Genomic DNA, 21474 nt, shown 5'->3' on the forward strand with positions numbered 1-21474 from the left:
AAAGAGAGTGAGCTGATGAAGCGTCTCATACTCATCTCAACTTGGTTCCAGATTATCTGGTTCGTGGCTGTTATTGGGCAAACATCATGGCATTGGCTGACGTTGTTGTTAGTCACCTTTACTCTCTTAATCACCGCTATGCGTAGCGAATTTGCTTGGAAAAAGCTCGCGGTGATCGTGGCAGTGGGCATCAGCGTAGACTCGGTTAATATGGCGTTAGGACTCTTGCATTTTGAGCAAGGGTACCTTCCGTTATGGTTAGTCTCTCTATGGGTTATTTTTGCCTGGTACTGCTATTTTTTATATCCGGTAGTGAGCCAATACCCATTATCTATCGTATCAGTCATAGGTGGAATTGGTGGAGCACTCAGTTACAGTGCCGGTGAGAAGCTTAACGCGGTGACTTTCGGATTGCCGATAGTGTTAACAGCAGGCATCTTGTTAATTGAGTGGACTATTATGGTCTTATTGATTTTTAAGGTGTACGGATATGAAAATCATCCTGATACTCGTCACTTATCTAGTAGTGACAGCTAGTGCGTTGGCTTCTGTTGTCTCTGACAGGGTGGAACAAGACTGGCGCAATTGGTCAAAGGTAGGACAAGCGCAACTTACGATGCTTTTCTTTGATATTTACCACTCTCAGCTTCTTACACCGAGTGGGCGATATACACTTGACCCTGATATTACCCCGCATCCTTTGGCACTATCTATCACCTACCAAAGAGAGATTTCACAGCAGCAATTGATCGATGCGACGCTAGAACAATGGCAAAAGCTCGGCTACCAAGCAACACAAACCCAGCAATGGGCAGAGTATTTAGCGAGTATCTTCCCGAATATCAAGAAGGGACACAGTTTGACATATGTAACAGATGGTGTTCAGGGACAGTTTTATTTCTCTGAGCAGCAAGCGAGCATTAAGCTCATCGGTGTGATAGAGGAAGAACAGCTTAATGATGCATTTTTGGCTATTTGGCTCTCGCCCGATACTGAATATCCTAGCTTGAGAGAGCGCCTGATTGGGAGAGCACAATGATAACTCAGCTACGTGCGGCTATCGCCACTCTGGTAATCCTGTTTTTACTAGGCTGTGCGGCGGAATTGGATGATTACCAATCTACTCAACCTAAATTTGACCTGTTCGAGTATTTTCAGGGAGAGTCGACGGCTTGGGGAATGGTGCAGGACTACTCCAGTAAACAGACGCGGCGTTTCGAAGTTAACATCAAAGGGAGCGTAGCGGGCAATGTGCTGACCTTAGTTGAAGATTTCGTTTTTGATGACGGAGAGACATCGCAGAGAATCTGGTCAATCGAGCGGGTTGGTGGTGGTCAATACCAAGGGCGTGCCGATGACATCATTGGTGTTGCCACAGGACGAGAAGTTGGTAATGCTCTGCAATGGCAGTATGATTTTGAATTGAAGATGGAACAATCAACGGTGGTGGTTACCTTCGATGATTGGTTATACAGACAAGATGACAGACATGTGTTCAACCTTACCAAAATCAAAAAGTTTGGCATTGAGGTAGGCACGATCACCCTGTTTTTCCAGAAGCAATAAACACAACGCTTCGCCCTGCGAGAAAATTGGAGCGCTTCGCTTGTGGATAACTGGCTCGGGCTTTACCCTACTGGCAGTGGGTGTTGGTAGGAAAATGATGCAACTTTTGGTCTTGAAGGTGTTGACAGGACTCGTTCCTAAAGCGAGCTAATAATCCAGCTCTCCAAAATAAAAAGGGTTGACGCCTTAACGCCAACCCTCACACTACTCGCTACTCGCTACTCGCTACTCGCTACTCGCTACTCGCTACTCGCTACTCGCTACTCGCTACTCGCTACTCGCTACTCGCTACTCGCTACTCGCTACTCGCTACTCGCTAGACGTGCTTTCTCGTGCTCAGGAAGTTCAAGACCGTCGATAAAGCGACGCATTGCTTCACCGTCTACACGTTTACCACGAGTTAACTCTTTGAGCTTCTCGTATGGTTTTTCGATACCGTAGCGACGCATCACAGTTTGTACAGGCTCAGCTAGAACTTCCCAGTTCTTGTCCAGTTCTGCTAGTAGTGCTTCACGGTTAACTTCGAGTTTGCTGATGCCTTTTAGAGTAGAAGTGTAAGCGATGATTGCATAGCCAACACCAACACCTAGGTTACGTAGTACTGTTGAGTCCGTTAGGTCACGCTGCCAGCGAGAGATAGGCAGTTTTTGCGCTAGGTGACCGAATACAGCATTCGCTAGACCTAGGTTGCCTTCAGAGTTTTCAAAGTCAATTGGGTTAACTTTGTGTGGCATCGTTGACGAACCAATCTCACCAGCAACGGTTTTTTGTTTGAAGTGACCGAGTGCGATGTAGCCCCATACGTCACGATCGAAGTCGATTAGGATGGTGTTAAAACGCGCAACCGCATCAAACAATTCAGCGATGTAGTCGTGTGGCTCGATCTGAGTTGTGTAAGGGTTCCAAGTCACACCCAGCGACTCGGTGATGAACTCTTCGGAGAACGTGTGCCAATCTAGCTCAGGGTAAGCGGATAGGTGAGCGTTGTAGTTGCCGACAGCACCGTTGATTTTTGCTAGGATTTCAACGTTAGCGATCTGCTTGTATTGACGTTCCATACGGTACGCAACGTTTGCCATCTCTTTACCCATGGTTGATGGAGAAGCTGGCTGGCCGTGTGTACGTGACAGTAGTGGAATATCACGGTATTCAACAGCAAGAGCTTTAATCGCGTCGATGATGTTTTTGATTTCAGGAAGAATAACTTCGTCGCGAGCTTCTTTCAGCATTAGAGCGTGAGAGGTGTTGTTGATATCTTCTGATGTACATGCGAAGTGAATGAACTCATTTACTGCGTGTAGCTCAGGAACACCAGCAACTTTCTCTTTCAGAAAGTATTCAACCGCTTTAACGTCATGGTTTGTTGTGCGTTCGATCTCTTTGATACGAGCGGCATCTTCTTCAGAGAAATTTGCGGCTAGGTCATCTAGGAACTGATTGGCTTCTGCACTGAATGCAGGGACTTCTGCGATGGCATCTGTAGCTGCTAGCTTTTGTAACCAGCGGATTTCAACGATAGAGCGGTACTTTAGTAGACCAAACTCACTAAAGATGCTGCGAAGTGCAATAGTTTTACTTCCGTAACGACCGTCTACTGGTGAAACAGCAGTCAATGCTGACAGTTCCATGATGTTCTCCTGAATTGAGTTTCGAAATTTTGTGAGCTTTATACCAGCATCTTAGTGATTTGTCACGAATATTGCGCAAACGTTTGCGCGGGATTTGTTTTGGTATAAAGAAACAGCTCGCGCTAAGGCACGAGCTGGGAATTAATTATGACATTCTAGCAAGTAGGATCTGTGCTTGTTCTACCATCTTTTTTCGTCCAAAGATGAGGTGACGACGCTTACCGCCCACTTGTCGCCATAGTACCGCGCTGCGAATGCCAGACAACAGCAGAGCTCGAACTTTATGTTGATTTGTAGTCTGTTGCAGCACAGAAGGTGTCCCCGTTACTTGAATGCGAGGCCCCACTGGGCTAATGACATCAAGATAGACGCTGGCAAGGTTACTCAGCATCTGTTCGTCGAGTAAATCAAAGTGATCGAGTTGGCGTTCGAGCATTTGGATACGGTCGCCGAGCTGTGACATCGCATCGTTACGGCTTTGAAGCTTGCGCTCTAATGCCATCAAACTAATGATGTAACGGGTAATCTCACTGCCAGAAGGGGTGCTATCGATTCCTTTGACCAAACATTCTAGCCCCAGCTTCAAATCGACTTCACGACCATAAACACTGACCGTATTTGCAGGGTTAGTGTTTAAGATCGCTTTTAATGAAGTTTCAAACGCGTCAGAGTCACAGTGACCGTTTTTAGCGACTTGTTGTACCAAAGCAACAGCTTGGCAGATTCCAGCAAATGCGATAGTGCGGTCATAAAGTGTGTTAGCCACGTAATTCTACTCCAATGATTAAGATAAATTAAATTCGCTCTTCGATGATGCCGCCACCTAAGCAGACTTCACCTTGATAGAAAACAGCAGATTGTCCCGGTGTCACCGCAATTTGCGGCTCGTCGAAGATGACTTTGATGTTCTCATCATCGATAGGGATGATAGTACATGGGATATCTGTTTGACGGTAGCGAGTTTTCACAGTGCATTGTAACGGTTCTTTAATCGCTTCACGATCAACCCAGTGCAATTGGGAAGCGATAAGTCCTTGAGACTTCAACATTGGGTGATCTTTACCCTGCACCGCGATAAGAACGTTGCGTTTGAGATCTTTTTTGCCAACGAACCATGGGTCTTCATTACCGCCGCCGCCTTTCTGACCACCAATGTGCAGACCTTTACGCTGGCCAAGAGTGTGATACATCAGGCCATTGTGCTTGCCAATCACTTTACCTTCAGGTGTTTCTATATCGCCTGGTTGAGCAGGTAAGTAACGACCTAGGAAATCGGTAAACTTACGTTCACCAATAAAGCAGATACCCGTGGAATCTTTTTTCTTCGCGGTGATCAGATCTTGTTCTTCTGCAATACGGCGAACTTCAGGCTTTTCTAACTCACCAACAGGGAATAGGCTGCGTGCCACTTGATCGCTGCTTAGAGTATAGAGGAAGTAACTTTGATCTTTGTTGCTGTCTAGGCCGCGCAGCATTTTAGGTTTTTCACCTGCTGCAAGCTCTTCAGCAGTCGGGAACGTACGGCGAACGTAATGACCCATAGCGATGTAATCAGCATCAAGAACTTCATCAGCAAACTCGAGGAATGCTTTGAATTTGATCTCTTTATTACACAAGATATCTGGGTTTGGCGTGCGGCCTGCTTTGTATTCAGCAAGGAAATACTCAAACACGTTGTCCCAGTATTCCGCTGCAAAGTTAATGGTGTGTAGGTGGATGCCTAGTTTGTCGCACACTGCTTGCGCGTCTGCAAGGTCTTCAGCTGCTGTACAGTACTCTTCATTGTCATCCTCTTCCCAGTTTTTCATGAATAGGCCTTCAACTTGATAGCCCTGTTGCTTGAGAAGATAAGCAGAAACGGATGAATCCACACCGCCGGACATGCCAACGATGACTTTCTTTTGACTGTTATCAGTACAGTTGTCAGACATTACTAAACACCACTTAAATAAACTGGAGGCAGATTTTATCAGAAAGCATAGCAAGGGGACAGATCCGAGATCGAACTCACACTTCGATTTTGGTCAATTTCCCCTCAATCACTGACAGAAACCTGAGAATAATTGAGTATAGAGAATCTATATATGGCATAGTTGCACAAATTCAAGTTCCACAGAGCAACTGAAATGAGCGACCAGAACCAAATCATCGAAGAGCAACAATTGATTGAGGTGATTGAAAATCAGCTAGAGGATGGAAACCCAATTAAAGTCAAAGAGACTTTGATGCGTTTGATGATGACAGGCACCTCCCGTGAAGACGCCATTGCCATGATGGCTTGTGCCGTGGCTATTGAGATTTATGATGTCATGAAAAACGACGGTGAGTTCAACCTAAAGCGTTACTCTGAAAATCTAGCAAGTTTACCGGATCTAAGCTTTATAGAAGGCGAGTAATCCGTCATATCACATTTGATCAGGTCTCAGTGAAATTGAATGTGAGATCTGACATTCTGTTTGGGAACGGAGAGCGAATGTGCTCGAAGTAGCAACAATCAGCCACTTTGTTGATGAAAATCCCTTCTTATTTAATACGTACTAAATCGCCTCAGATTTAATTACGATTGCAAACGTTTGCTATAATTCCTCTAGTTGCCGCGCTAAAAAGGGCGAGGTAGAATCCGGCATCCTTTCATCCCTTATTCAGAATCATCAATATGAAATTTCCTGGTCAACGCAAATCGAAGCATTACTTTCCTGTTCACGCTCGCGATCCGCTTGTGACTCAATCACAAGAAAGCAAAAAAATGTCGCGTACGCACATTATTGGTATCGATCAAACCTTGGTAGATATTGAAGCGAAAGTAAACAGCGAGTTGATTGATAAATATAAGCTGAGTAAGGGACACTCACTGGTTATTGATGATGAGACAGCTGAAGCTTTATATAACGAGTTGAAAGAAAGCCAACTTATCACCAATGAATACGCTGGTGGTACCATCGGTAATACGCTTCATAATTACTCAGTCTTAGCGGATGATCGTTCAACACTGCTTGGTGTAATGATCCAGGATATTAAAATTGGTAGCTATGGTTACCGTTATTTGTGTAATACGTCTAGCCGTATGGATCTTAACTATCTGCAAGGTGTTGATGGTGCAATTGGCCGCTGTTTTGCTCTTATTACTGAAGATGGTGAACGTACTTTTGCTATTAGTGAAGGTCAGATGAACCAACTTCATCCTGATAGTATTCCAGAAAAAATCTTTAAAAATGCTTCGGCTCTTGTACTCACCGCTTATTTAGTTCGTTGTAAAGAGGGCGATCCGATGCCTGAAGCGACGATGAGAGCGATTGAATACGCTAAGAAATATGAAGTGCCGGTCGTACTGACACTTGGAACTAAGTTTGTGATTCAAGACGATCCTCAATTCTGGCAGGATTTCTTACGTGATCACGTTAGTGTCGTTGCAATGAATGAAGATGAAGCAGAAGCGTTAACGGGTGAGTCTGATCCTCTAGCGGCGTCAGATAAAACTCTGGAATGGGTTGATTTAGTATTATGTACTGCGGGTCCTGTTGGTCTATTTATGGCTGGTTACACTGAGGATTCAGCTAAACGTGAAACGTCTTTGCCTCTTCTTCCTGGTAGTATTGCAGAATTCAACCGTTATGAATTTAGCCGACCAGCTTCAAAAGACTTATGTGAGAATCCAATTAGAGTTTACTCTCATATTTCGCCATATATGGGTGGTCCGGAAAAAATCAAAAATACCAACGGAGCGGGGGATGCAGCACTATCGGCGTTGTTGCATGATATGGCGGCAAATAAGTACCACAAAAAAAACGTGCCTAACTCAAGTAAACATGCGTATTCATATTTGACTTACTCCTCTTTCTCACAAGTTTGTAAGTATTCTAACCGAGCGAGTTATGAAGTTTTAGTTCAGCATTCACCGCGTTTGTCTCGTGGTTTACCTGAGCGTGAAGATAGCTTGGAAGAAGCGTATTGGGAACGTTAATCAACGAATAAATAACAAACCTCACTCGAGTGAGGTTTGTTAGCGATAAAAAAGCGCCCAATGGGCGCTTTTTTTAATTGCTTGTAACAAACGTTGACCGATTAGATTAGGAAATCGTCTAGAGATTTACCAGCGTCTAATAGCTCTTGAATTGCAGAAGGCGTACGGCCTTGACCTGTCCATGTTTTCTCTTGGCCTGTGCTGTCAGTGAACTTATATTTTGCAGGACGAGGAGCGCGCTTAGATTTCGCTTTGCCTTTAGTTTCACCGGTAAGTGCAGAAATTAATGCTTCAACGTCGATACCGTCGCTTGCAATTTGCTCCGCAATTGCGGCTAGCTTCGCTTCTTGTTCAGCAGCTTGTGCACGTTCAGCTTCTTCTGTTTCTTTACGTTCGCTAACAACAGTCGTTAATTTATCTAGCGCTTCTTCAAGTTGCTCTAGTGTTAGTTCACGTGCGAAAGCACGTAGGCTACGGATGTTTAATAGTGTTTTAGTTAGTTCCGACATTAATTCGTCTCTTCGTATATAAGTTGTCGATGAATGAATCATAAACTTCAAATTTAAATAATACAATCTTCTGCAATAAAAAATATAAAAAACAGCGGATGTTTCGCTGTTGCTGTCTCAATGAATTAAAAAGCGAAGAGCGCAATAGAGTCGTAAATCTGATTAATTAAATTACGATAGAGTTACTGTTATTATAGTTTCATATCAATATGGGAAGAGCTATATATCAATCCTATTAATTGTAGGGTTGTTACTGTTTTAACCTTTAGACATATATATACGTTGTTAATGTGGGTATGTTAACCAGAGTCAATAAAGACCATATAGGGTCAGCTTGTTTTCCCTGCGTATCTATTATTACTGGCTAAATAGTAGTGACTATTAAACCGGATGACTATTCATCCGTCATGGAATCTTAGTCAGTCGCTTCGAATGGGACAAATTAACAATAAAATCGAATAATATGTTGAATCGACTCTCAGGTTAAGTACAATGGCTGGAACCTAATGCGATTGTCGGGTTAAATTATTGTTAAATTGACTTTTCGGTAGTTTAATATTTTACACATCGCGGTAGAGGCGCGGAATAAATCAGTAATGTTTGTTGGGGTGATGCCAATGAACAAACAGGAAAGGTTATTTCGCCGAAGTGAGTATTCATATCAACGATGCTTGCTGGGGTTGCACCCGAAAGGGGTAACACTGCCATAGTCTATAATTTGTAAAACTATGGAGCGCTACTGTAGGGCTGGGTTAAGCATTCGCTTGCTCGTCGCTAATTTCACTTAATTGTTAGGAAATGATTTCCTTCAATTAGTCTGCAGTAGATCTCTAACCATTTATTACTGGTTTTTGAAGATCATGAATTTAATTGATTTTGCATCATCTCCTATTTCTCTCTTGCCACCATTAGTGGCTTTGAGTCTTGCTATCGTAACGCGCCGCGTTTTGGTATCACTCGGTGTCGGTATCTTACTTGGCGCTATCTTACTAAATGACTATTCTGCATCAAATACGCTGGGTTACGTCGGTTCAACGGTATCTAGTGTTTTTGTTGAAGATGGCGGCTTAAACGTTTGGAATATGAGCATTGTTGGTTTCCTTATCCTGTTGGGTATGATGACTGCATTGCTGACGCTTTCCGGCGGAACTAGTGCTTTTGCTGAGTGGGCACAAACACGTGTTAAGAGTAAACGTGGCTCAAAATTACTGGCTGCTTTTTTAGGCGTTTTCATTTTTGTTGATGATTACTTTAACAGCTTGGCGGTAGGTGCCATCTCTCGTCCTGTGACGGATCGTTTTTACGTATCACGTGCGAAACTGGCATATATCCTCGATTCAACCGCAGCACCTATGTGTGTGATCATGCCAGCTTCGAGCTGGGGTGCCTACATCATGACGATCATCGGTGGCATTCTTGTTTCTCATGGCATCACTGAATACTCTGCGCTTGGTGCGTATGTACGTCTGATTCCAATGAACTTCTACGCGATTTTTGCACTGCTAATGGTGTTTGCGGTAGCTTGGTTTGGCTTAGACATTGGTAAAATGCGTGAGCATGAGATTGCAGCATCGCGTGGACATGGGTTTAGCGCAGAACAAGCTGAAGATAGTCAAGAAGCGCATGAGTTGAATGAAGAGCTGGATATTCGCGAGAGCGAAGGCGGTAAAGTATTAGATTTGATTCTGCCAATTGTATTCCTGATCATCGCAACTGTTGCTTCAATGCTTTACACCGGTGGCCAAGCGTTGGCTGCTGATGGTGTCGAATTTAATCTGCTGGGTGCGTTTGAGAATACCGATGTCGGTACCTCTCTTATCTACGGTGGTTTAGTCGGGCTTGCGTTTGCACTATTCACAGTGGTTAAGCAGGGCATTGCGATGGGCGAAATCTCACGTACGCTTTGGATTGGTGCGAAATCAATGTTTGGTGCAATCCTTATTCTAGTGTTTGCGTGGACGATTGGCTCTGTTATTGGTGATATGAACACGGGTAAGTACCTTTCGACTCTGGCACAAGGCAATATCAACCCACATTGGTTACCAGTGATCTTGTTCCTGCTATCTGGCCTAATGGCATTCTCGACAGGTACCTCATGGGGTACGTTCGGTATCATGCTTCCAATTGCGGGTGATATGGCTGGTGCAACGGATCTGGCGCTGATGCTGCCAATGCTAAGTGCAGTACTTGCTGGTTCGGTATTCGGTGACCACTGTTCTCCAATCTCTGATACCACAATTCTGTCGTCTACAGGTGCGCGTTGTAACCATATCGATCACGTATCCACTCAGCTACCTTATGCACTGGCGGTGGCGGCGGTCTCGTGTATTGGCTTTGTTACCTTAGGTATGACTGCTTCAATTGGACTTTCATTTGCGGTTTCTTCGATTGCTTTCGTCGCGATTTGTGTGCTTCTTTCGGTATTGTCTAAATCGAAAATGGCAAATTGCCACAACGCATAACCACATCATTTGAACGAAAAATTTAAAGGGAGCTTCGGCTCCCTTTTTATTTGTATATGACAAAATGAAAAAAGTTTAAATAAATGGTTGAAAAATGTTGATAGCTTAGTTAGTGTGGATAACAACAAAGCGAAACAGAAGAGCTTATTAAGTATGCGTAATTTAGTCATGAATATTCATCATCACCATCACCCAGTCTAGTCTTTCGGGAGATGCACGCATACCCGGGAGACAGGAAACTCCCGGAGGCTAATATCGCAAACTACAAGATTTAGAACCCTCGGGAGACCAACTCTTCCGAGGGTTTTTCAGTTTTACAGTCTTGAAAAGTTTATCGATTTCAAATATTTGCACAGGGAAAATGTCATGCAAACACAACGCCTAAGAATCGCAATCCAAAAGAAAGGTCGCCTAAGTAAAGAGTGTCAGACTCTACTAAAAACGTGCGGCGTTAAATTCAATATCATGGGTGAGCGTCTTGTGGTTCACTCACTAAATATGCCGATTGACCTGTTGCTTGTTCGTGACGATGACATTCCTGGCCTTATTATGGACGGTGTGGTTGATCTTGGTTTTATCGGTGAAAACGAACTGGAAGAAGTGCGTCTTGACCGTAAAGCGCTGGGTGAACCATGTGACTTCGTCCAACTGCGTCGCTTAGACTTTGGTGGTTGCCGCCTATCTATTGCTATCGACAAAGATGCTCAGTACAACGGTCCACAAGATTTAGCGGGCAAACGTATCGCGACCACATACCCACAATTGCTTAAAGCCTACATGGACGAGCAGGGCGTACCTTTTTCAACGTGTATGCTGACTGGCTCTGTTGAGGTAGCGCCACGAGCGGGTTTAGCTGACGCGATTGCCGACTTGGTATCGACAGGCGCGACGTTGGAAGCCAATGGTCTCAAAGAAGCAGAAATTATTTTCAAATCTAAAGCGACGCTTATCCAACGTGTTGGTGAGTTTGATGCTGAAAAGCAGGCGCTTATTGAAAAGCTGCTCACTCGTATGCAGGGTGTTCAGCAGGCAAAAGAGTCTAAGTACATCATGCTGCACGCGCCGACAGACAAACTCGATAAAATCAAAGCGCTACTTCCAGGTGCGGAAGATCCAACAGTTCTACCACTATCAAGCGAGATAAACAAAGTTGCCGTTCACCTTGTGAGTACAGAGAACTTGTTCTGGGAAACAATGGAACAGCTAAAAGAGCTGGGTGCGAGCTCAATCCTTGTCCTTCCAATCGAAAAAATGATGGGGTAACAACCATGAGAACAGTTGTCTGGCAATCGCTAAGTGAATCTCAGCAGGACTCGATTTTAGAGCGTCCAGCGATTACTGAAGGTGCAAATATTACTGCCGCCGTCTCTGATGTGATTGCAAAGGTTCGCACAGGTGGTGACGCAGCCTTGGTCGAACTGACCGAAAAATTTGATGGCGTTAAGCCCGAGTCTATTCGTGTGTCTGAGCAAGAAATTGAAGCAGCGTGTGATCGTCTAACGGATGCGATGAAGCAAGCTCTGAATCAAGCTTATTCTAATATTGCCAAGTTCCACAAAGCGCAAAAGCCGCAACCAATTAAAGTTGAAACTCAACCTGGTGTATTGTGTGAACAAGTCACTCGTCCAATCCAGAAGGTCGGCTTATACATCCCAGGTGGAAGTGCGCCACTCCCTTCTACGGTATTAATGCTTGGCGTTCCGTCAAAGATCGCAGGTTGTCGAAAAGTGGTGTTATGTTCACCGCCGCCAATTGCGGATGAGATCCTCTATGTCGCAAGACTGTGTGGTATTGATGAGGTGTATAACGTTGGTGGTGGTCAAGCCATCGCTGCGATGGCTTACGGCACTGAATCCGTGTCTAAAGTAGACAAGATTTTTGGCCCAGGTAATGCTTACGTGACGGAAGCGAAGCGTCAGGTGAGCAACGACTTCCGTGGCGCTGCGATTGATATGCCTGCTGGACCATCAGAAGTACTTGTCATTGCAGATGACACGGCTGAGCCAGACTTTATCGCCGCCGATCTGCTCAGTCAGGCTGAACACGGTCCAGACTCTCAGGTGGTTCTTGTGACACCATCACCTATTATCGCCGATCAAGTCATCGATGCTGTACAACGTCAGTTGAAGCAGTTGTCACGTGCCGATATTGCAGAAAAAGCCTTGGCTTCAAGCTTGGTTATTATCGCGGACTCGATTACTCAGGCGGTATCGATTTCAAACTACTACGGGCCAGAGCACTTAATAGTACAAACCAAACAGCCGAGAGAATTACTGCCATTACTTGACAATGCAGGCTCTATTTTCTTGGGTAATTGGTCACCAGAATCGGCGGGTGATTATGCCTCTGGTACTAACCACGTATTACCGACTTACGGTTACACACGTACTTATTCTAGTCTCGGCTTAGCGGACTTTTCTAAGCGCATGACAGTGCAAGAGCTGTCTGCTGAAGGATTAATCAATCTTGCTCCAACCGTCGTGACTATGGCTGAAGCCGAAGGGCTAGATGCTCACAAAAGAGCGGTGACAATTCGTGTAGAAAAATTGGTTAAGGCGTAAGGTAGAGACGATGGAAAAGCTAGCACGTAAACAGATTCAACAACTCACTCCTTATCTCTCTGCGCGTCGCATTGGCGGGACAGGGGATGTATGGCTGAATGCCAATGAGTCACCGTTTAATAATGAATACAAAACGGATTTCGCTCGCCTAAACCGGTACAGCGAATGCCAGCCAAAAGAACTGATCGAAGCTTATGCCGCATACGCAGGTGTCAAACCAGAGCAAACACTCACGTCGCGTGGTGCCGATGAAGGTATCGAATTGCTTGTTAGAGCGTTTTGTGAACCGGGCGAGGATGCGATCCTCTATTGCCCTCCAACCTATGGCATGTATTCAATCAGTGCTGAAACTATCGGTGTTGAGCGCAAAACAGTCCCACTGACACAGGATTGGCAGCTTGATTTACAAGGTATCGAACAAAACCTTGAAAACGTTAAGCTGGTGTTTGTATGTAGCCCGAATAACCCGACTGGCAACCTAGTCAAGCGTGAAGATATCATCACTTTACTTGAAATGACGAAAGACAAAGCCATCGTGGTTATGGATGAAGCCTATATTGATTTTTGTCCAGAGGCATCCACCGTCGGACTGCTAGAGCAATACCCGAACTTAGCGATTTTACGCACTTTGTCTAAAGCGTTTGCTTTAGCTGGGCTTCGTTGTGGTTTTACACTCGCTAACGAAGAACTAATTAATGTGTTACTCAAGGTCATCGCGCCTTATCCAGTGCCAATTCCTGTCGCGGAAATCGCCACTCAGGCTCTGTCCGAAGCTGGCCTAGCACGCGCTAAGTTTCAGGTATTGGACCTCAATGCCAATCGCGCCTACTTACAGGTTGGTTTGTCGATGATCCATGGTCTAGAAATATTCGAAGGTTGGGGTAACTACTTATTAGTGAAATTCCCTGATGGTGATGCGCTATTTAAAGCCGCTTGGGACCGAGGCATTATTTTACGTAATTCGCCAATTGAAAATTGTGTCCGAATCAGCATTGGTAGCCGTGATGAGTGTGAAAAAACACTCGGATTTATCAGAAATTATTATAACTAAAGCATCATTGGCAGCGGCTGATTGCGGCTGCCAACCATTTTGAAATAAGGAAGTTCCCGTGAGTAAACAGCAAAAAATCCTTTTTATTGATCGTGATGGCACCTTAATTGTTGAGCCGCCGGTTGATTTCCAAGTGGATCGTTTAGACAAATTGAAGCTTGAACCATTTGTTATACCTAGTCTGCTGTCGCTACAAGAAGCAGGCTATCGCTTAGTTATGGTGACTAACCAAGACGGGCTAGGGACGGACAGCTATCCGCAACAAGATTTCGATGCACCGCACAATATGATGATGGACATTTTCGAGTCGCAAGGCGTCAAGTTTGACGACGTTCTTATCTGCCCTCACTTCGAAGAAGACAGCTGTTCATGCCGTAAGCCTAAGCTAGGCATGGTTAAAGAGTATTTGCAGGGCGGTAAGGTTGATTTCCAGAACTCCGTTGTTATTGGCGATCGTCACACAGACCTGCAATTGGCTGAAAACATGGCGATTCGCGGTATTCAATACAACCCGGAAACGATGGGCTGGAAGCAGATCCTCAAGGACTTAACGGTAAAAGCTCGTGTTGCAGAAGTGGTTCGTACGACGAAGGAAACAGATATCAAGGTCAAAGTAAATCTGGATGAGCAAGGTGGAAACCAGATCTCTACCGGATTAGGTTTCTTCGACCATATGCTGGATCAAATCGCTACACACGGCGGTTTCCAAATGAATTGTCAGGTTGAAGGCGATCTGCATATTGATGATCACCACACCATTGAAGATACCGCTTTAGCTTTAGGACAGGCGTTGAAAGATGCTCTGGGTGATAAACGTGGTATTGGCCGTTTTGGCTTTAGTTTACCAATGGACGAATGTTTAGCTCAATGTGCTCTGGACCTATCGGGTCGTCCATATCTTAAATTTGATGCCCAGTATAGCCGTGAACAGGTTGGTGACTTATCGACAGAGATGGTCGTTCACTTCTTCCGTTCATTGACTGACACATTAGCTTGTACTTTGCACCTTTCATCAGCCGGTGACAACGACCACCACATCATTGAGAGTCTGTTTAAAGCCTTTGGTCGCACGCTTCGTCAAGCGATTAAGGTAGAAGGCACAGAGTTACCAAGCAGCAAAGGCGTATTGTAAGGATAGAGTTATGACAGATCAGAAAGTTGTCATTATTGATACCGGTTGTGCCAATGTTTCTTCAGTGAGATTTGCCATTGAACGTCTCGGCTACCAAGTGAGCATATCGAAAGATCCTCAAGTCGTTTTGGCCGCAGATAAGCTCTTTCTGCCAGGAGTAGGCACGGCGAGCGAAGCAATGAAAAACCTTGAGGAGCGCAACCTAATTGAGCTGGTTAAACAGGTAGAAAGGCCTCTGCTCGGAATTTGCTTAGGGATGCAGCTTTTAGGTAAGTTTTCGCAAGAAAAAGGCCAAAAAGCAGACGAAATCGTTGAGTGTCTTGGCCTTTGTCAAGGTGAAGTCCGACTGATGGACACTGGTGATCTGCCACTGCCTCATATGGGCTGGAATACGGTGAAAGCCAAACCCGATCACCCTCTATTTAGAGGTATCGAAGAGGGGGAATACTTTTACTTCGTCCATAGTTTCGCCATGCCTGTTGGTGAATACACCATCGCACAATGCGATTACGGTAATCCGTTTACCGCTGCGGTTCAAAGTGGCAATTACTATGGTGTGCAGTTCCACCCAGAACGCTCATCTAAAGCCGGTTCGAAGCTTATTCAGAACTTTTTAGAGCTGTAATTTAAAGAATCAAAGGGAAATAGTTTAGTGATTATTCCAGCATTAGATTTAATTGAAGGGCAGGTAGTTCGCTTATATCAAGGGGATTACGGCCAAGTAACAGAATACAAAGTCGATCCGGCCGAACAGTTCAACCTCTATCACAAGGCAGGCGCGGATTGGCTTCACCTTGTTGACTTGACTGGTGCGAAAGATACAACAGCACGCCAACTGGATTTGATTGCCAAATTACTGGCTAGTACGCCAGCTAGCATTCAGATTGGCGGTGGCGTGCGCAGTGAGCAGGATGTGGTTGATCTGCTAGAAGCGGGCGCACAACGCGTTGTAGTCGGTTCAACCGCGGTTAAGCAGCCTGAACTGGTAAAGGGTTGGATGGAAAAGTACGGTGCGGAGAAAATTGTTCTAGCACTCGACATCAATATTGACGAACAAGGTGTACGTAAGGTCGCGATTTCTGGCTGGCAAGAAGACTCTGGTGTAACGATTGAGGCGCTTATCGATGACTATCTAACCGTTGGGCTAAAACACGTGCTTTGTACCGATATCTCGCGTGATGGCACGTTAGAAGGTTCAAATGTAGAACTCTACGTTGATCTGTGTAAGCAGTACCCTCAAGTTCAGTTCCAGTCATCCGGTGGTATTGGTTCTCTGGCAGATATCGAAGCTCTGAAAGGCAGCGGTGTGGCAGGCGTGATTGTTGGTCGAGCACTGCTTGATGGTAAGTTTACTGCAAAGGAGGCATTTGCATGTTGGCAAAGCGAATAATTCCGTGTCTTGATGTGCGTGATGGGCAAGTAGTCAAGGGCGTGCAGTTTCGTAATCACGAAATCATCGGCGACATTGTACCGCTTGCTCAGCGTTATGCTGAAGAGGGTGCAGACGAACTTGTTTTTTATGACATTACTGCCTCGAGCGATGGTCGTGTCGTCGACAAGAGTTGGGTTAAACGAGTGGCTGAAGTGATTGATATTCCTTTCTGTGTCGCTGGTGGCATTAAGTCCGCCGAAGATGCCGCTCGCATATTAGAGTTTGGCGCAGATAAGGTCTCTATCAACTCACCGGCGTTAGCGAATCCACAGCTAATTACCGATCTCGCGGATAAGTTTGGCGTACAATGCATTGTCGTTGGTATCGACTCTTACTTTGACCAAGCGTCAGGCAAGTATCAGGTTTATCAGTTTACGGGTGATGAGGCGCGTACGAAAGCGACTCAATGGGAAACACGTGATTGGGTACAAGAAGTACAACAGCGTGGTGCTGGTGAAATCGTATTGAATATGATGAACCAAGATGGTGTTCGCAACGGGTACGATTTGGATCAACTCAATATGGTACGTGCAGTTTGCAAAGTACCACTGATTGCCTCCGGCGGTGCAGGTGCAATGGAGCACTTTGCTGAGGCATACCAAAAAACGAATGTAGATGGTGCGCTGGCGGCTTCGGTATTCCACAAGCAGGTCATCAACATTGGAGAGCTAAAACAGTATCTGAAACAACAAGGTGTAGAGGTGCGTTTATGAGTTTTACCGCAGCGGAAGTGAATACACTGGCAGAGAGAATTGATTGGGATAAGGTGGATGGATTAGTTCCAGCAATAGTTCAGGACTTTCAGTCTAGCCAAGTCCTTATGATGGGCTACATGAATCAAGATGCGTTGGCTAAAACCGGGGAAACGGGACAGGTGACGTTTTTTTCTCGAACTAAAGAGCGTCTATGGACCAAAGGCGAAACGTCCGGAAATGTTCTGCAACTGAAGAATATTGCCCTTGACTGTGACAACGATACGTTACTGGTTAAAGTCGATCCTATAGGTCCAACTTGTCACACGGGAACCACAACGTGTTGGGATGCCGATCAGCAAGAAGAGACTCAAATGGTGTGGCTTCATCAACTTGAGCAGCTACTGGCTGCCCGCAAGGATGCCGACCCTGAGTCTTCTTATACTGCACACTTATATTCCCGTGGTACCAAGCGTATTTCGCAAAAAGTGGGCGAAGAAGGCGTTGAAGTCGCGCTTGCGGCGACGTCGGGCGATAAGGCGGAGTTAATCTGTGAGTCTGCAGATCTTATTTATCACTTGATGGTTCTGCTTCAAGATCAGGGCTTGTCGATGAATGAGGTCATCAACAAATTAAAGGAACGTCATAAGTAGCTTCGGCGACATAGACGTGCCGAAAAAGTCAAACAAAAAGGCGCAGTTTGAACAAGCGTCTCTTTTTGTCATCGAGGATATATTCGCGATTCATCGATAACGTAATAGGTGCGCCCTCTAGTGGGGCGCTATTTGGGTCTTATGACCTAGCCTTAGACACTGATAGTGCTAAATTTCGAATAGAAAATAGTAGCCGTAACCGACGAGAAATGCCGGAATTGCTGAATAAACGGTCGCCACTAGTGCTGCCTTGGGAGCGAGTACGATAGCAGGAAAGAGCGCATCTCCATCGTTAGATATCGCATTGGCTAGTTGAGCGGACAGTGGCGCCACGCCAGCAATATAGAGACTGGTTACCAGAATTTGCGGCCCACATCCTGGCAATAGCCCAACAGCAAGACCGATTAGGGGCATCCAAGCGCCTAAACCAGCGAAGCTCGTCGATATATCGATTTGTCCGAAGAAGCTAAACAGTTCAAACGCCATAAACGCAATGATCACCCAAGCCGTGACAAAGTTGGTATCTTGTGCCGCCTTCTGGATAGGATGCGATGAGACCTGCTTAGCATCTTCTGCCACGGTAGATTCGTAGTCTTTTATCTCTTTAGTGAGAGACCAGAGCAGAGTGCTACTGATGATCAATATCGTTCCTATCCACTCAATAGTCATGGTTGGCAAACTGAGTATTTGATTGATGTCGAGTTGGAAAGATCCCATAAAGGCGATGGCGGTTGCTGGAACCAATAGCCACTTCCAAAACACACCTTGTAAATTGATGGCATGCAGTTCAACACGTTTGGTCGCGATGCGACACACATCTACGCTAGGGGGAATTCGTTGAGTGTCGGGTCGTAAAAAGTCGTCGGCATGGATCTCGTTCACCATCCAGCCAGAAACACAGCCCACGATTACACCAAGGCCGATAATCGCAAAACCGATATCCGGTTTACTGGCGAGGAGAAGAAACGCCGCATCCCCCATTGTTGAGGTAAGTACCGCAACGATTGCGCCAAATCCAACCCGCCCACTGACAAACTGCGTGGTGACGATAATCGCACCACCACAACCTGGCAACGCGCCAAGTAGTGCGGCAAACAAGACCTGATGATTTCGTGAGTTTTGATAAAGGTTAACAATGCGATTGTTTTGACTGAAAAAGCCCGATAGATAGTGATAAATCGCGAGGGTAACGGCAACGTAGCTCGATACAGCCCAGAAGGCGTCTGATAGGGTGTTGACAGTAACCAGCCTAGTGGTTGGATTAACCACGAGCACAATTAAAGCAACGGGCAGCAGCAAGCGTTTGTAAGCTGGAGCGAACTGCGCCAGTGTTAGCCAGTTCGGCAAGGTTTGTAAAAGGCGTGAGTGACTCATAGATATCGAACCTTAATGCGAATTATTATCAATAATATGCTAATGAGAATTATTTTCAATAATGATTTTTAACTTTCCTTGATGATTGGGGTTAGCAAGATGATGCGTATTTGAGACCAAAGGGGGGGCGACGCATCAATCACGAAAGAGTGTGATAAGTGCTAAACTTAATTGTCGAGCGGTGTGCAATGAATCGAATAGTCATTGCTTATGCCGAAATATTCTCGCCTAGGCGATGACAAATTATCAGAATCAGGTAAAATATTGCCCTCGTGAGTAATGACCCATCGTATGGGAAGAAATTTAGTCAGATAGGAAAAAAGATGATTCTAGTTGTAGGTCACAAGAACCCTGATAGCGATAGTATCTGTAGTGCGTTGGTAGCGACAGAGCTACTGAAAGCTCGTGGTGTTGAAGCTATGCCGATTCGCCAAGGTGAGATTAACCGTGAAACCCAACATATTCTTGAAGTTGCGGGTGCAGAAGTTCCTGAACTACGTACTTCGGTAGCGGGTGAAAAAATCTGGTTAGTAGACTACTCAGATCTAGCACAAGCACCGGATGATGTGGCTGAAGCAGAAATTCTTGGTATCGTTGACCACCACCGTCTAGGTGATGTGATGACAGTGAACCCAATGGAAGCTTGGATCTGGCCTGTTGGTTGTACTAACACTGTACTGTTCAACATGTTTAAGATTGAAGGTCATGAGATTAAGCCTCAAATTGCTAAGCTTATGATGTCAGCTATCCTATCTGATACAGTAGGTTTCGCTTCTCCAACATGCACTCAGAAAGACAAAGATGCGGTTGAAGAGTTAGCAAAAATCGCTGATGTATGTGATGTTGATGCATTCATTAAAGATCTACTGATCGCTAAAACAGATATCGAAGGTCTTTCTGCGGCACAACTTGTAGAAAAAGATCTAAAAGGTTACCCATTCAACGGTCGTGACGTTGTAGTTGGTCAGGTTGAACTTGCGACACTAGAGCAAGTAGACGGCATGATCGATGCACTAGAAGCGGACCTAGAGCGTCGTTGTTCTGAAGAAGGCCTAGCGTTTGCAGCAGTAATGCTAACCGACATCACAACAGCGCAAACTCGCCTACTTTATAAGGGTGAGTGGGCAGAGAAGCTTGTTAAGCATGAGAAAGATGGCATGCTTATGATGGAAAACACTCTAAGCCGTAAGAAACAAGGCTGGCCTTGGCTTCAAACTGAACTGGCTTAATTTCCAGCTCAATGAATTTTAAACGCCCATGGCTTTCGCCGTGGGCGTTTTATTTAGAGGAACAAAAATGTCACTATCTAAAGAGCAGTTAGAAACCGTTAGCAAGATGCGTCCTGATGAGCGATTTAATTACTGTATTAAAGAGATCGCGAAACATCGTCAAGTATGGATTCTGACCGATGAACATGGCTGCGTAATGCTCAATACAGAAGATGAAGACTGTGTCCCAGTTTGGCCTCACGAGGAGTTCGCAACTCAATGGGCAACGGGGGACTGGGAACATTGCAAAGCTGAATCAATATCGACTGCAAAATGGTTTAGCCGTTGGACGCATGGTCTGGAAGATGATGAGTTGTCAGTTGTTGTTTTCCCTAATGACAACGAAGAAGGGGTCGTTCTTTACCCTGATGAATTCGAATTTGAACTAAAAAAGCGCGCTAATTAGTAGCCAATGAGCTGAAATAGTTCGCCACTTTTAGCAACAGAAACGGCTCGTTCCAGCGTGCCGTTTTTTTTGTATCTACGCAAAATGTTAGCAACGACTGGTTTCGCTTCCTGTTCGCTCATTCCCGCCTTTAATTCGGGTTCATAGAGTAACTTGAGCAGTATAACATCCAGTGGAGACAGCAGATCTTCAGGGGTTTGGTCGTTGAAAATAGAGGGGTATGCACTTTCTGAATCGTTAGGTAATCCCATGACCTGAGTGATTTCTTCAACAATACAAGCGAGCAGTTTACCGTGTTCTCTTGCTTGGTCGACAGGAATAATGACGGCGGCACCAGACATAGAGCTATCGGGATTGAGCCGATACCCCGCTTTACAAATGGCACCATAAACATTATCCAAGGCAGGCTTGCCAAGTTCACGTTCAATGTCCTCACGCCACTGAGATTCCTGAGTAAAAATCCAGATAATGTTTGCCTGTTCACGTGATGAAACTCGGGTAATAGAGTGGCCAGTGATCGCGGCAAGATGACGAATGTGGGCATTGGTTAACTCATCATGCAGTTCGCTGTCAGCAACCCTATGATCGACCCAGATGCGCACTGGCTTGTTCCATTTCACCAGAGGCTTTTTCCCTGAGGAATACTCGTTGCGTAAGGCGACATTGACAAATGCACTCTCGACAAAGCGAGTATCAAGCCAAGTCTGTTGATTGGAATAAGCGAGCGCCGCAGAAGGCAGCGTGAAAGAGAGTAGACTGATTAACGCTATCCTTAGCAT

General features: G+C 45.3%; 22 protein-coding genes, 1 riboswitch and 1 other annotated feature. Of the genes, 16 read left to right on the forward strand and 6 right to left on the reverse strand.

The features are described from left to right. The first annotated feature begins 15 nt into the window (after window positions 1-15). The 3 genes from QTN94_RS01455 to QTN94_RS01465 are packed head-to-tail and all read left to right on the forward strand — an operon-like array spanning window position 16 to window position 1566. The gene (locus QTN94_RS01455; RefSeq protein ID WP_331426622.1) at window positions 16-537 is read left to right on the forward strand and encodes a DUF2878 domain-containing protein; all 522 of its coding nucleotides are present in this window, start codon (window positions 16-18) and stop codon (window positions 535-537) included. After that, window positions 491-1039 (forward strand): chalcone isomerase family protein, encoded by a 549-nt coding sequence (locus QTN94_RS01460; protein ID WP_331415913.1) that lies wholly within the window; start codon window positions 491-493, stop codon window positions 1037-1039. The genes QTN94_RS01455 and QTN94_RS01460 overlap by 47 nt, the downstream gene beginning before the upstream one ends. Continuing rightward, window positions 1036-1566, forward strand: a complete 531-nt coding sequence (locus QTN94_RS01465) for a DUF3833 domain-containing protein (protein ID WP_138970300.1) — start codon at window positions 1036-1038, stop codon at window positions 1564-1566. The genes QTN94_RS01460 and QTN94_RS01465 overlap by 4 nt, the downstream gene beginning before the upstream one ends. A gap of 302 nt (window positions 1567-1868) precedes the next feature. On the opposite strand, the gene purB is transcribed toward QTN94_RS01465, so the two are convergent. The 3 genes from purB to mnmA all read right to left on the reverse strand — a co-directional run bounded on the left by purB (window position 1869) and on the right by mnmA (window position 5125). Next, window positions 1869-3194 carry an adenylosuccinate lyase gene (purB, locus tag QTN94_RS01470; protein ID WP_331426624.1) on the reverse strand — a complete coding sequence of 442 codons (1326 nt, stop codon included), beginning with the start codon at window positions 3192-3194 and terminating at the stop codon, window positions 1869-1871. A gap of 145 nt (window positions 3195-3339) precedes the next feature. Continuing rightward, window positions 3340-3960, reverse strand: coding sequence for a high frequency lysogenization protein HflD (gene hflD, locus QTN94_RS01475; protein ID WP_138970302.1), 621 nt, complete (start codon window positions 3958-3960; stop codon window positions 3340-3342). A 28-nt stretch (window positions 3961-3988) separates the two neighbouring features. Continuing rightward, window positions 3989-5125 (reverse strand): tRNA 2-thiouridine(34) synthase MnmA, encoded by a 1137-nt coding sequence (gene mnmA, locus QTN94_RS01480; RefSeq protein WP_331415910.1) that lies wholly within the window; start codon window positions 5123-5125, stop codon window positions 3989-3991. A gap of 195 nt (window positions 5126-5320) precedes the next feature. Here mnmA and QTN94_RS01485 point away from each other — a divergent pair, with 195 nt between their 5' ends. Together QTN94_RS01485 and QTN94_RS01490 are read left to right on the forward strand one after the other, a co-directional pair. Then, window positions 5321-5590 (forward strand): hypothetical protein, encoded by a 270-nt coding sequence (locus tag QTN94_RS01485; protein ID WP_331415909.1) that lies wholly within the window; start codon window positions 5321-5323, stop codon window positions 5588-5590. A gap of 260 nt (window positions 5591-5850) precedes the next feature. Beyond that, window positions 5851-7155, forward strand: a complete 1305-nt coding sequence (locus QTN94_RS01490) for an inosine/guanosine kinase (protein WP_331415908.1) — start codon at window positions 5851-5853, stop codon at window positions 7153-7155. A 101-nt stretch (window positions 7156-7256) separates the two neighbouring features. Here the strand turns inward: QTN94_RS01490 and QTN94_RS01495 are convergent, their stop codons facing one another. Further along, the gene (locus tag QTN94_RS01495; RefSeq protein WP_331415907.1) at window positions 7257-7664 is read right to left on the reverse strand and encodes an H-NS family histone-like protein; all 408 of its coding nucleotides are present in this window, start codon (window positions 7662-7664) and stop codon (window positions 7257-7259) included. Window positions 7665-8229: 565 nt separating this feature from the next. Next, a riboswitch (Lysine riboswitch) is annotated at window positions 8230-8411 on the forward strand. A 113-nt stretch (window positions 8412-8524) separates the two neighbouring features. Between QTN94_RS01495 and QTN94_RS01500 the strand changes: the two genes are divergently transcribed. The 9 genes from QTN94_RS01500 to hisIE all read left to right on the forward strand — a co-directional run bounded on the left by QTN94_RS01500 (window position 8525) and on the right by hisIE (window position 17647). After that, the gene (locus QTN94_RS01500; protein ID WP_331426625.1) at window positions 8525-10126 is read left to right on the forward strand and encodes a Na+/H+ antiporter NhaC family protein; all 1602 of its coding nucleotides are present in this window, start codon (window positions 8525-8527) and stop codon (window positions 10124-10126) included. A 176-nt stretch (window positions 10127-10302) separates the two neighbouring features. Continuing rightward, window positions 10303-10439: a sequence feature (His leader region), on the forward strand. 53 nt (window positions 10440-10492) lie between these two features. Further along, a complete protein-coding gene (gene hisG / locus QTN94_RS01505; RefSeq protein WP_138970308.1) occupies window positions 10493-11389 on the forward strand; it encodes an ATP phosphoribosyltransferase in 897 nt (298 codons plus the stop codon). A gap of 5 nt (window positions 11390-11394) precedes the next feature. Then, window positions 11395-12687: a histidinol dehydrogenase gene (gene hisD / locus QTN94_RS01510; RefSeq protein ID WP_331426626.1), complete on the forward strand. Its 1293-nt coding sequence runs from the start codon at window positions 11395-11397 to the stop codon at window positions 12685-12687. A gap of 10 nt (window positions 12688-12697) precedes the next feature. Next, window positions 12698-13738 (forward strand): histidinol-phosphate transaminase, encoded by a 1041-nt coding sequence (hisC, locus tag QTN94_RS01515; protein WP_331426628.1) that lies wholly within the window; start codon window positions 12698-12700, stop codon window positions 13736-13738. A gap of 58 nt (window positions 13739-13796) precedes the next feature. Beyond that, entirely contained in the window at window positions 13797-14870 is a 1074-nt protein-coding gene (gene hisB, locus QTN94_RS01520) for a bifunctional histidinol-phosphatase/imidazoleglycerol-phosphate dehydratase HisB (protein ID WP_331426629.1), read from the forward strand. A 10-nt stretch (window positions 14871-14880) separates the two neighbouring features. Then, window positions 14881-15495: an imidazole glycerol phosphate synthase subunit HisH gene (gene hisH, locus QTN94_RS01525; RefSeq protein WP_331415903.1), complete on the forward strand. Its 615-nt coding sequence runs from the start codon at window positions 14881-14883 to the stop codon at window positions 15493-15495. 27 nt (window positions 15496-15522) lie between these two features. Continuing rightward, on the forward strand, window positions 15523-16260 hold the full coding sequence (hisA, locus tag QTN94_RS01530; RefSeq protein WP_331415902.1) for a 1-(5-phosphoribosyl)-5-[(5-phosphoribosylamino)methylideneamino]imidazole-4-carboxamide isomerase: 738 nt from the start codon (window positions 15523-15525) through the stop codon (window positions 16258-16260). Next, window positions 16242-17015, forward strand: coding sequence for an imidazole glycerol phosphate synthase subunit HisF (gene hisF / locus QTN94_RS01535; protein WP_331426630.1), 774 nt, complete (start codon window positions 16242-16244; stop codon window positions 17013-17015). The genes hisA and hisF overlap by 19 nt, the downstream gene beginning before the upstream one ends. Further along, window positions 17012-17647 carry a bifunctional phosphoribosyl-AMP cyclohydrolase/phosphoribosyl-ATP diphosphatase HisIE gene (hisIE, locus tag QTN94_RS01540; protein WP_331426631.1) on the forward strand — a complete coding sequence of 212 codons (636 nt, stop codon included), beginning with the start codon at window positions 17012-17014 and terminating at the stop codon, window positions 17645-17647. Before hisF ends, hisIE begins: the two co-directional genes overlap by 4 nt. A 168-nt stretch (window positions 17648-17815) precedes the next feature. Here hisIE and QTN94_RS01545 read toward each other — a convergent pair whose 3' ends face one another. After that, complete coding sequence (locus QTN94_RS01545) at window positions 17816-19021, reverse strand: putative manganese transporter (RefSeq protein ID WP_331426632.1); 1206 nt, start codon at window positions 19019-19021, stop codon at window positions 17816-17818. A 323-nt stretch (window positions 19022-19344) separates the two neighbouring features. Between QTN94_RS01545 and QTN94_RS01550 the strand changes: the two genes are divergently transcribed. Next, window positions 19345-20250, forward strand: a complete 906-nt coding sequence (locus QTN94_RS01550) for a manganese-dependent inorganic pyrophosphatase (protein ID WP_269377291.1) — start codon at window positions 19345-19347, stop codon at window positions 20248-20250. A 67-nt stretch (window positions 20251-20317) separates the two neighbouring features. Continuing rightward, complete coding sequence (locus tag QTN94_RS01555; protein WP_138970318.1) at window positions 20318-20695, forward strand: DUF2750 domain-containing protein; 378 nt, start codon at window positions 20318-20320, stop codon at window positions 20693-20695. Here QTN94_RS01555 and QTN94_RS01560 read toward each other — a convergent pair. Beyond that, window positions 20692-21474 (reverse strand): DUF2927 domain-containing protein, encoded by a 783-nt coding sequence (locus tag QTN94_RS01560; RefSeq protein WP_331415890.1) that lies wholly within the window; start codon window positions 21472-21474, stop codon window positions 20692-20694. The genes QTN94_RS01555 and QTN94_RS01560 overlap by 4 nt on opposite strands.

Source organism: Vibrio sp. M250220 (assembly GCF_036533795.1).
Taxonomy (GTDB): Bacteria; Pseudomonadota; Gammaproteobacteria; order Enterobacterales; family Vibrionaceae; genus Vibrio.

Coding starts and splice junctions, on each gene's coding strand:
- QTN94_RS01455 (WP_331426622.1), top strand. CDS start 16: ATGAAGCGTCTCATACTCATCTCAACTTGGTTCCAGATTATCTGGTTC.
- QTN94_RS01460 (WP_331415913.1), top strand. CDS start 491: ATGAAAATCATCCTGATACTCGTCACTTATCTAGTAGTGACAGCTAGT.
- QTN94_RS01465 (WP_138970300.1), top strand. CDS start 1,036: ATGATAACTCAGCTACGTGCGGCTATCGCCACTCTGGTAATCCTGTTT.
- purB (WP_331426624.1), bottom strand. CDS start 3,194: ATGGAACTGTCAGCATTGACTGCTGTTTCACCAGTAGACGGTCGTTAC.
- mnmA (WP_331415910.1), bottom strand. CDS start 5,125: ATGTCTGACAACTGTACTGATAACAGTCAAAAGAAAGTCATCGTTGGC.
- QTN94_RS01485 (WP_331415909.1), top strand. CDS start 5,321: ATGAGCGACCAGAACCAAATCATCGAAGAGCAACAATTGATTGAGGTG.
- QTN94_RS01490 (WP_331415908.1), top strand. CDS start 5,851: ATGAAATTTCCTGGTCAACGCAAATCGAAGCATTACTTTCCTGTTCAC.
- QTN94_RS01495 (WP_331415907.1), bottom strand. CDS start 7,664: ATGTCGGAACTAACTAAAACACTATTAAACATCCGTAGCCTACGTGCT.
- QTN94_RS01500 (WP_331426625.1), top strand. CDS start 8,525: ATGAATTTAATTGATTTTGCATCATCTCCTATTTCTCTCTTGCCACCA.
- hisG (WP_138970308.1), top strand. CDS start 10,493: ATGCAAACACAACGCCTAAGAATCGCAATCCAAAAGAAAGGTCGCCTA.
- hisD (WP_331426626.1), top strand. CDS start 11,395: ATGAGAACAGTTGTCTGGCAATCGCTAAGTGAATCTCAGCAGGACTCG.
- hisC (WP_331426628.1), top strand. CDS start 12,698: ATGGAAAAGCTAGCACGTAAACAGATTCAACAACTCACTCCTTATCTC.
- hisH (WP_331415903.1), top strand. CDS start 14,881: ATGACAGATCAGAAAGTTGTCATTATTGATACCGGTTGTGCCAATGTT.
- hisF (WP_331426630.1), top strand. CDS start 16,242: ATGTTGGCAAAGCGAATAATTCCGTGTCTTGATGTGCGTGATGGGCAA.
- hisIE (WP_331426631.1), top strand. CDS start 17,012: ATGAGTTTTACCGCAGCGGAAGTGAATACACTGGCAGAGAGAATTGAT.
- QTN94_RS01545 (WP_331426632.1), bottom strand. CDS start 19,021: ATGAGTCACTCACGCCTTTTACAAACCTTGCCGAACTGGCTAACACTG.
- QTN94_RS01550 (WP_269377291.1), top strand. CDS start 19,345: ATGATTCTAGTTGTAGGTCACAAGAACCCTGATAGCGATAGTATCTGT.
- QTN94_RS01555 (WP_138970318.1), top strand. CDS start 20,318: ATGTCACTATCTAAAGAGCAGTTAGAAACCGTTAGCAAGATGCGTCCT.
- QTN94_RS01560 (WP_331415890.1), bottom strand. CDS start 21,474: ATGCTAAGGATAGCGTTAATCAGTCTACTCTCTTTCACGCTGCCTTCT.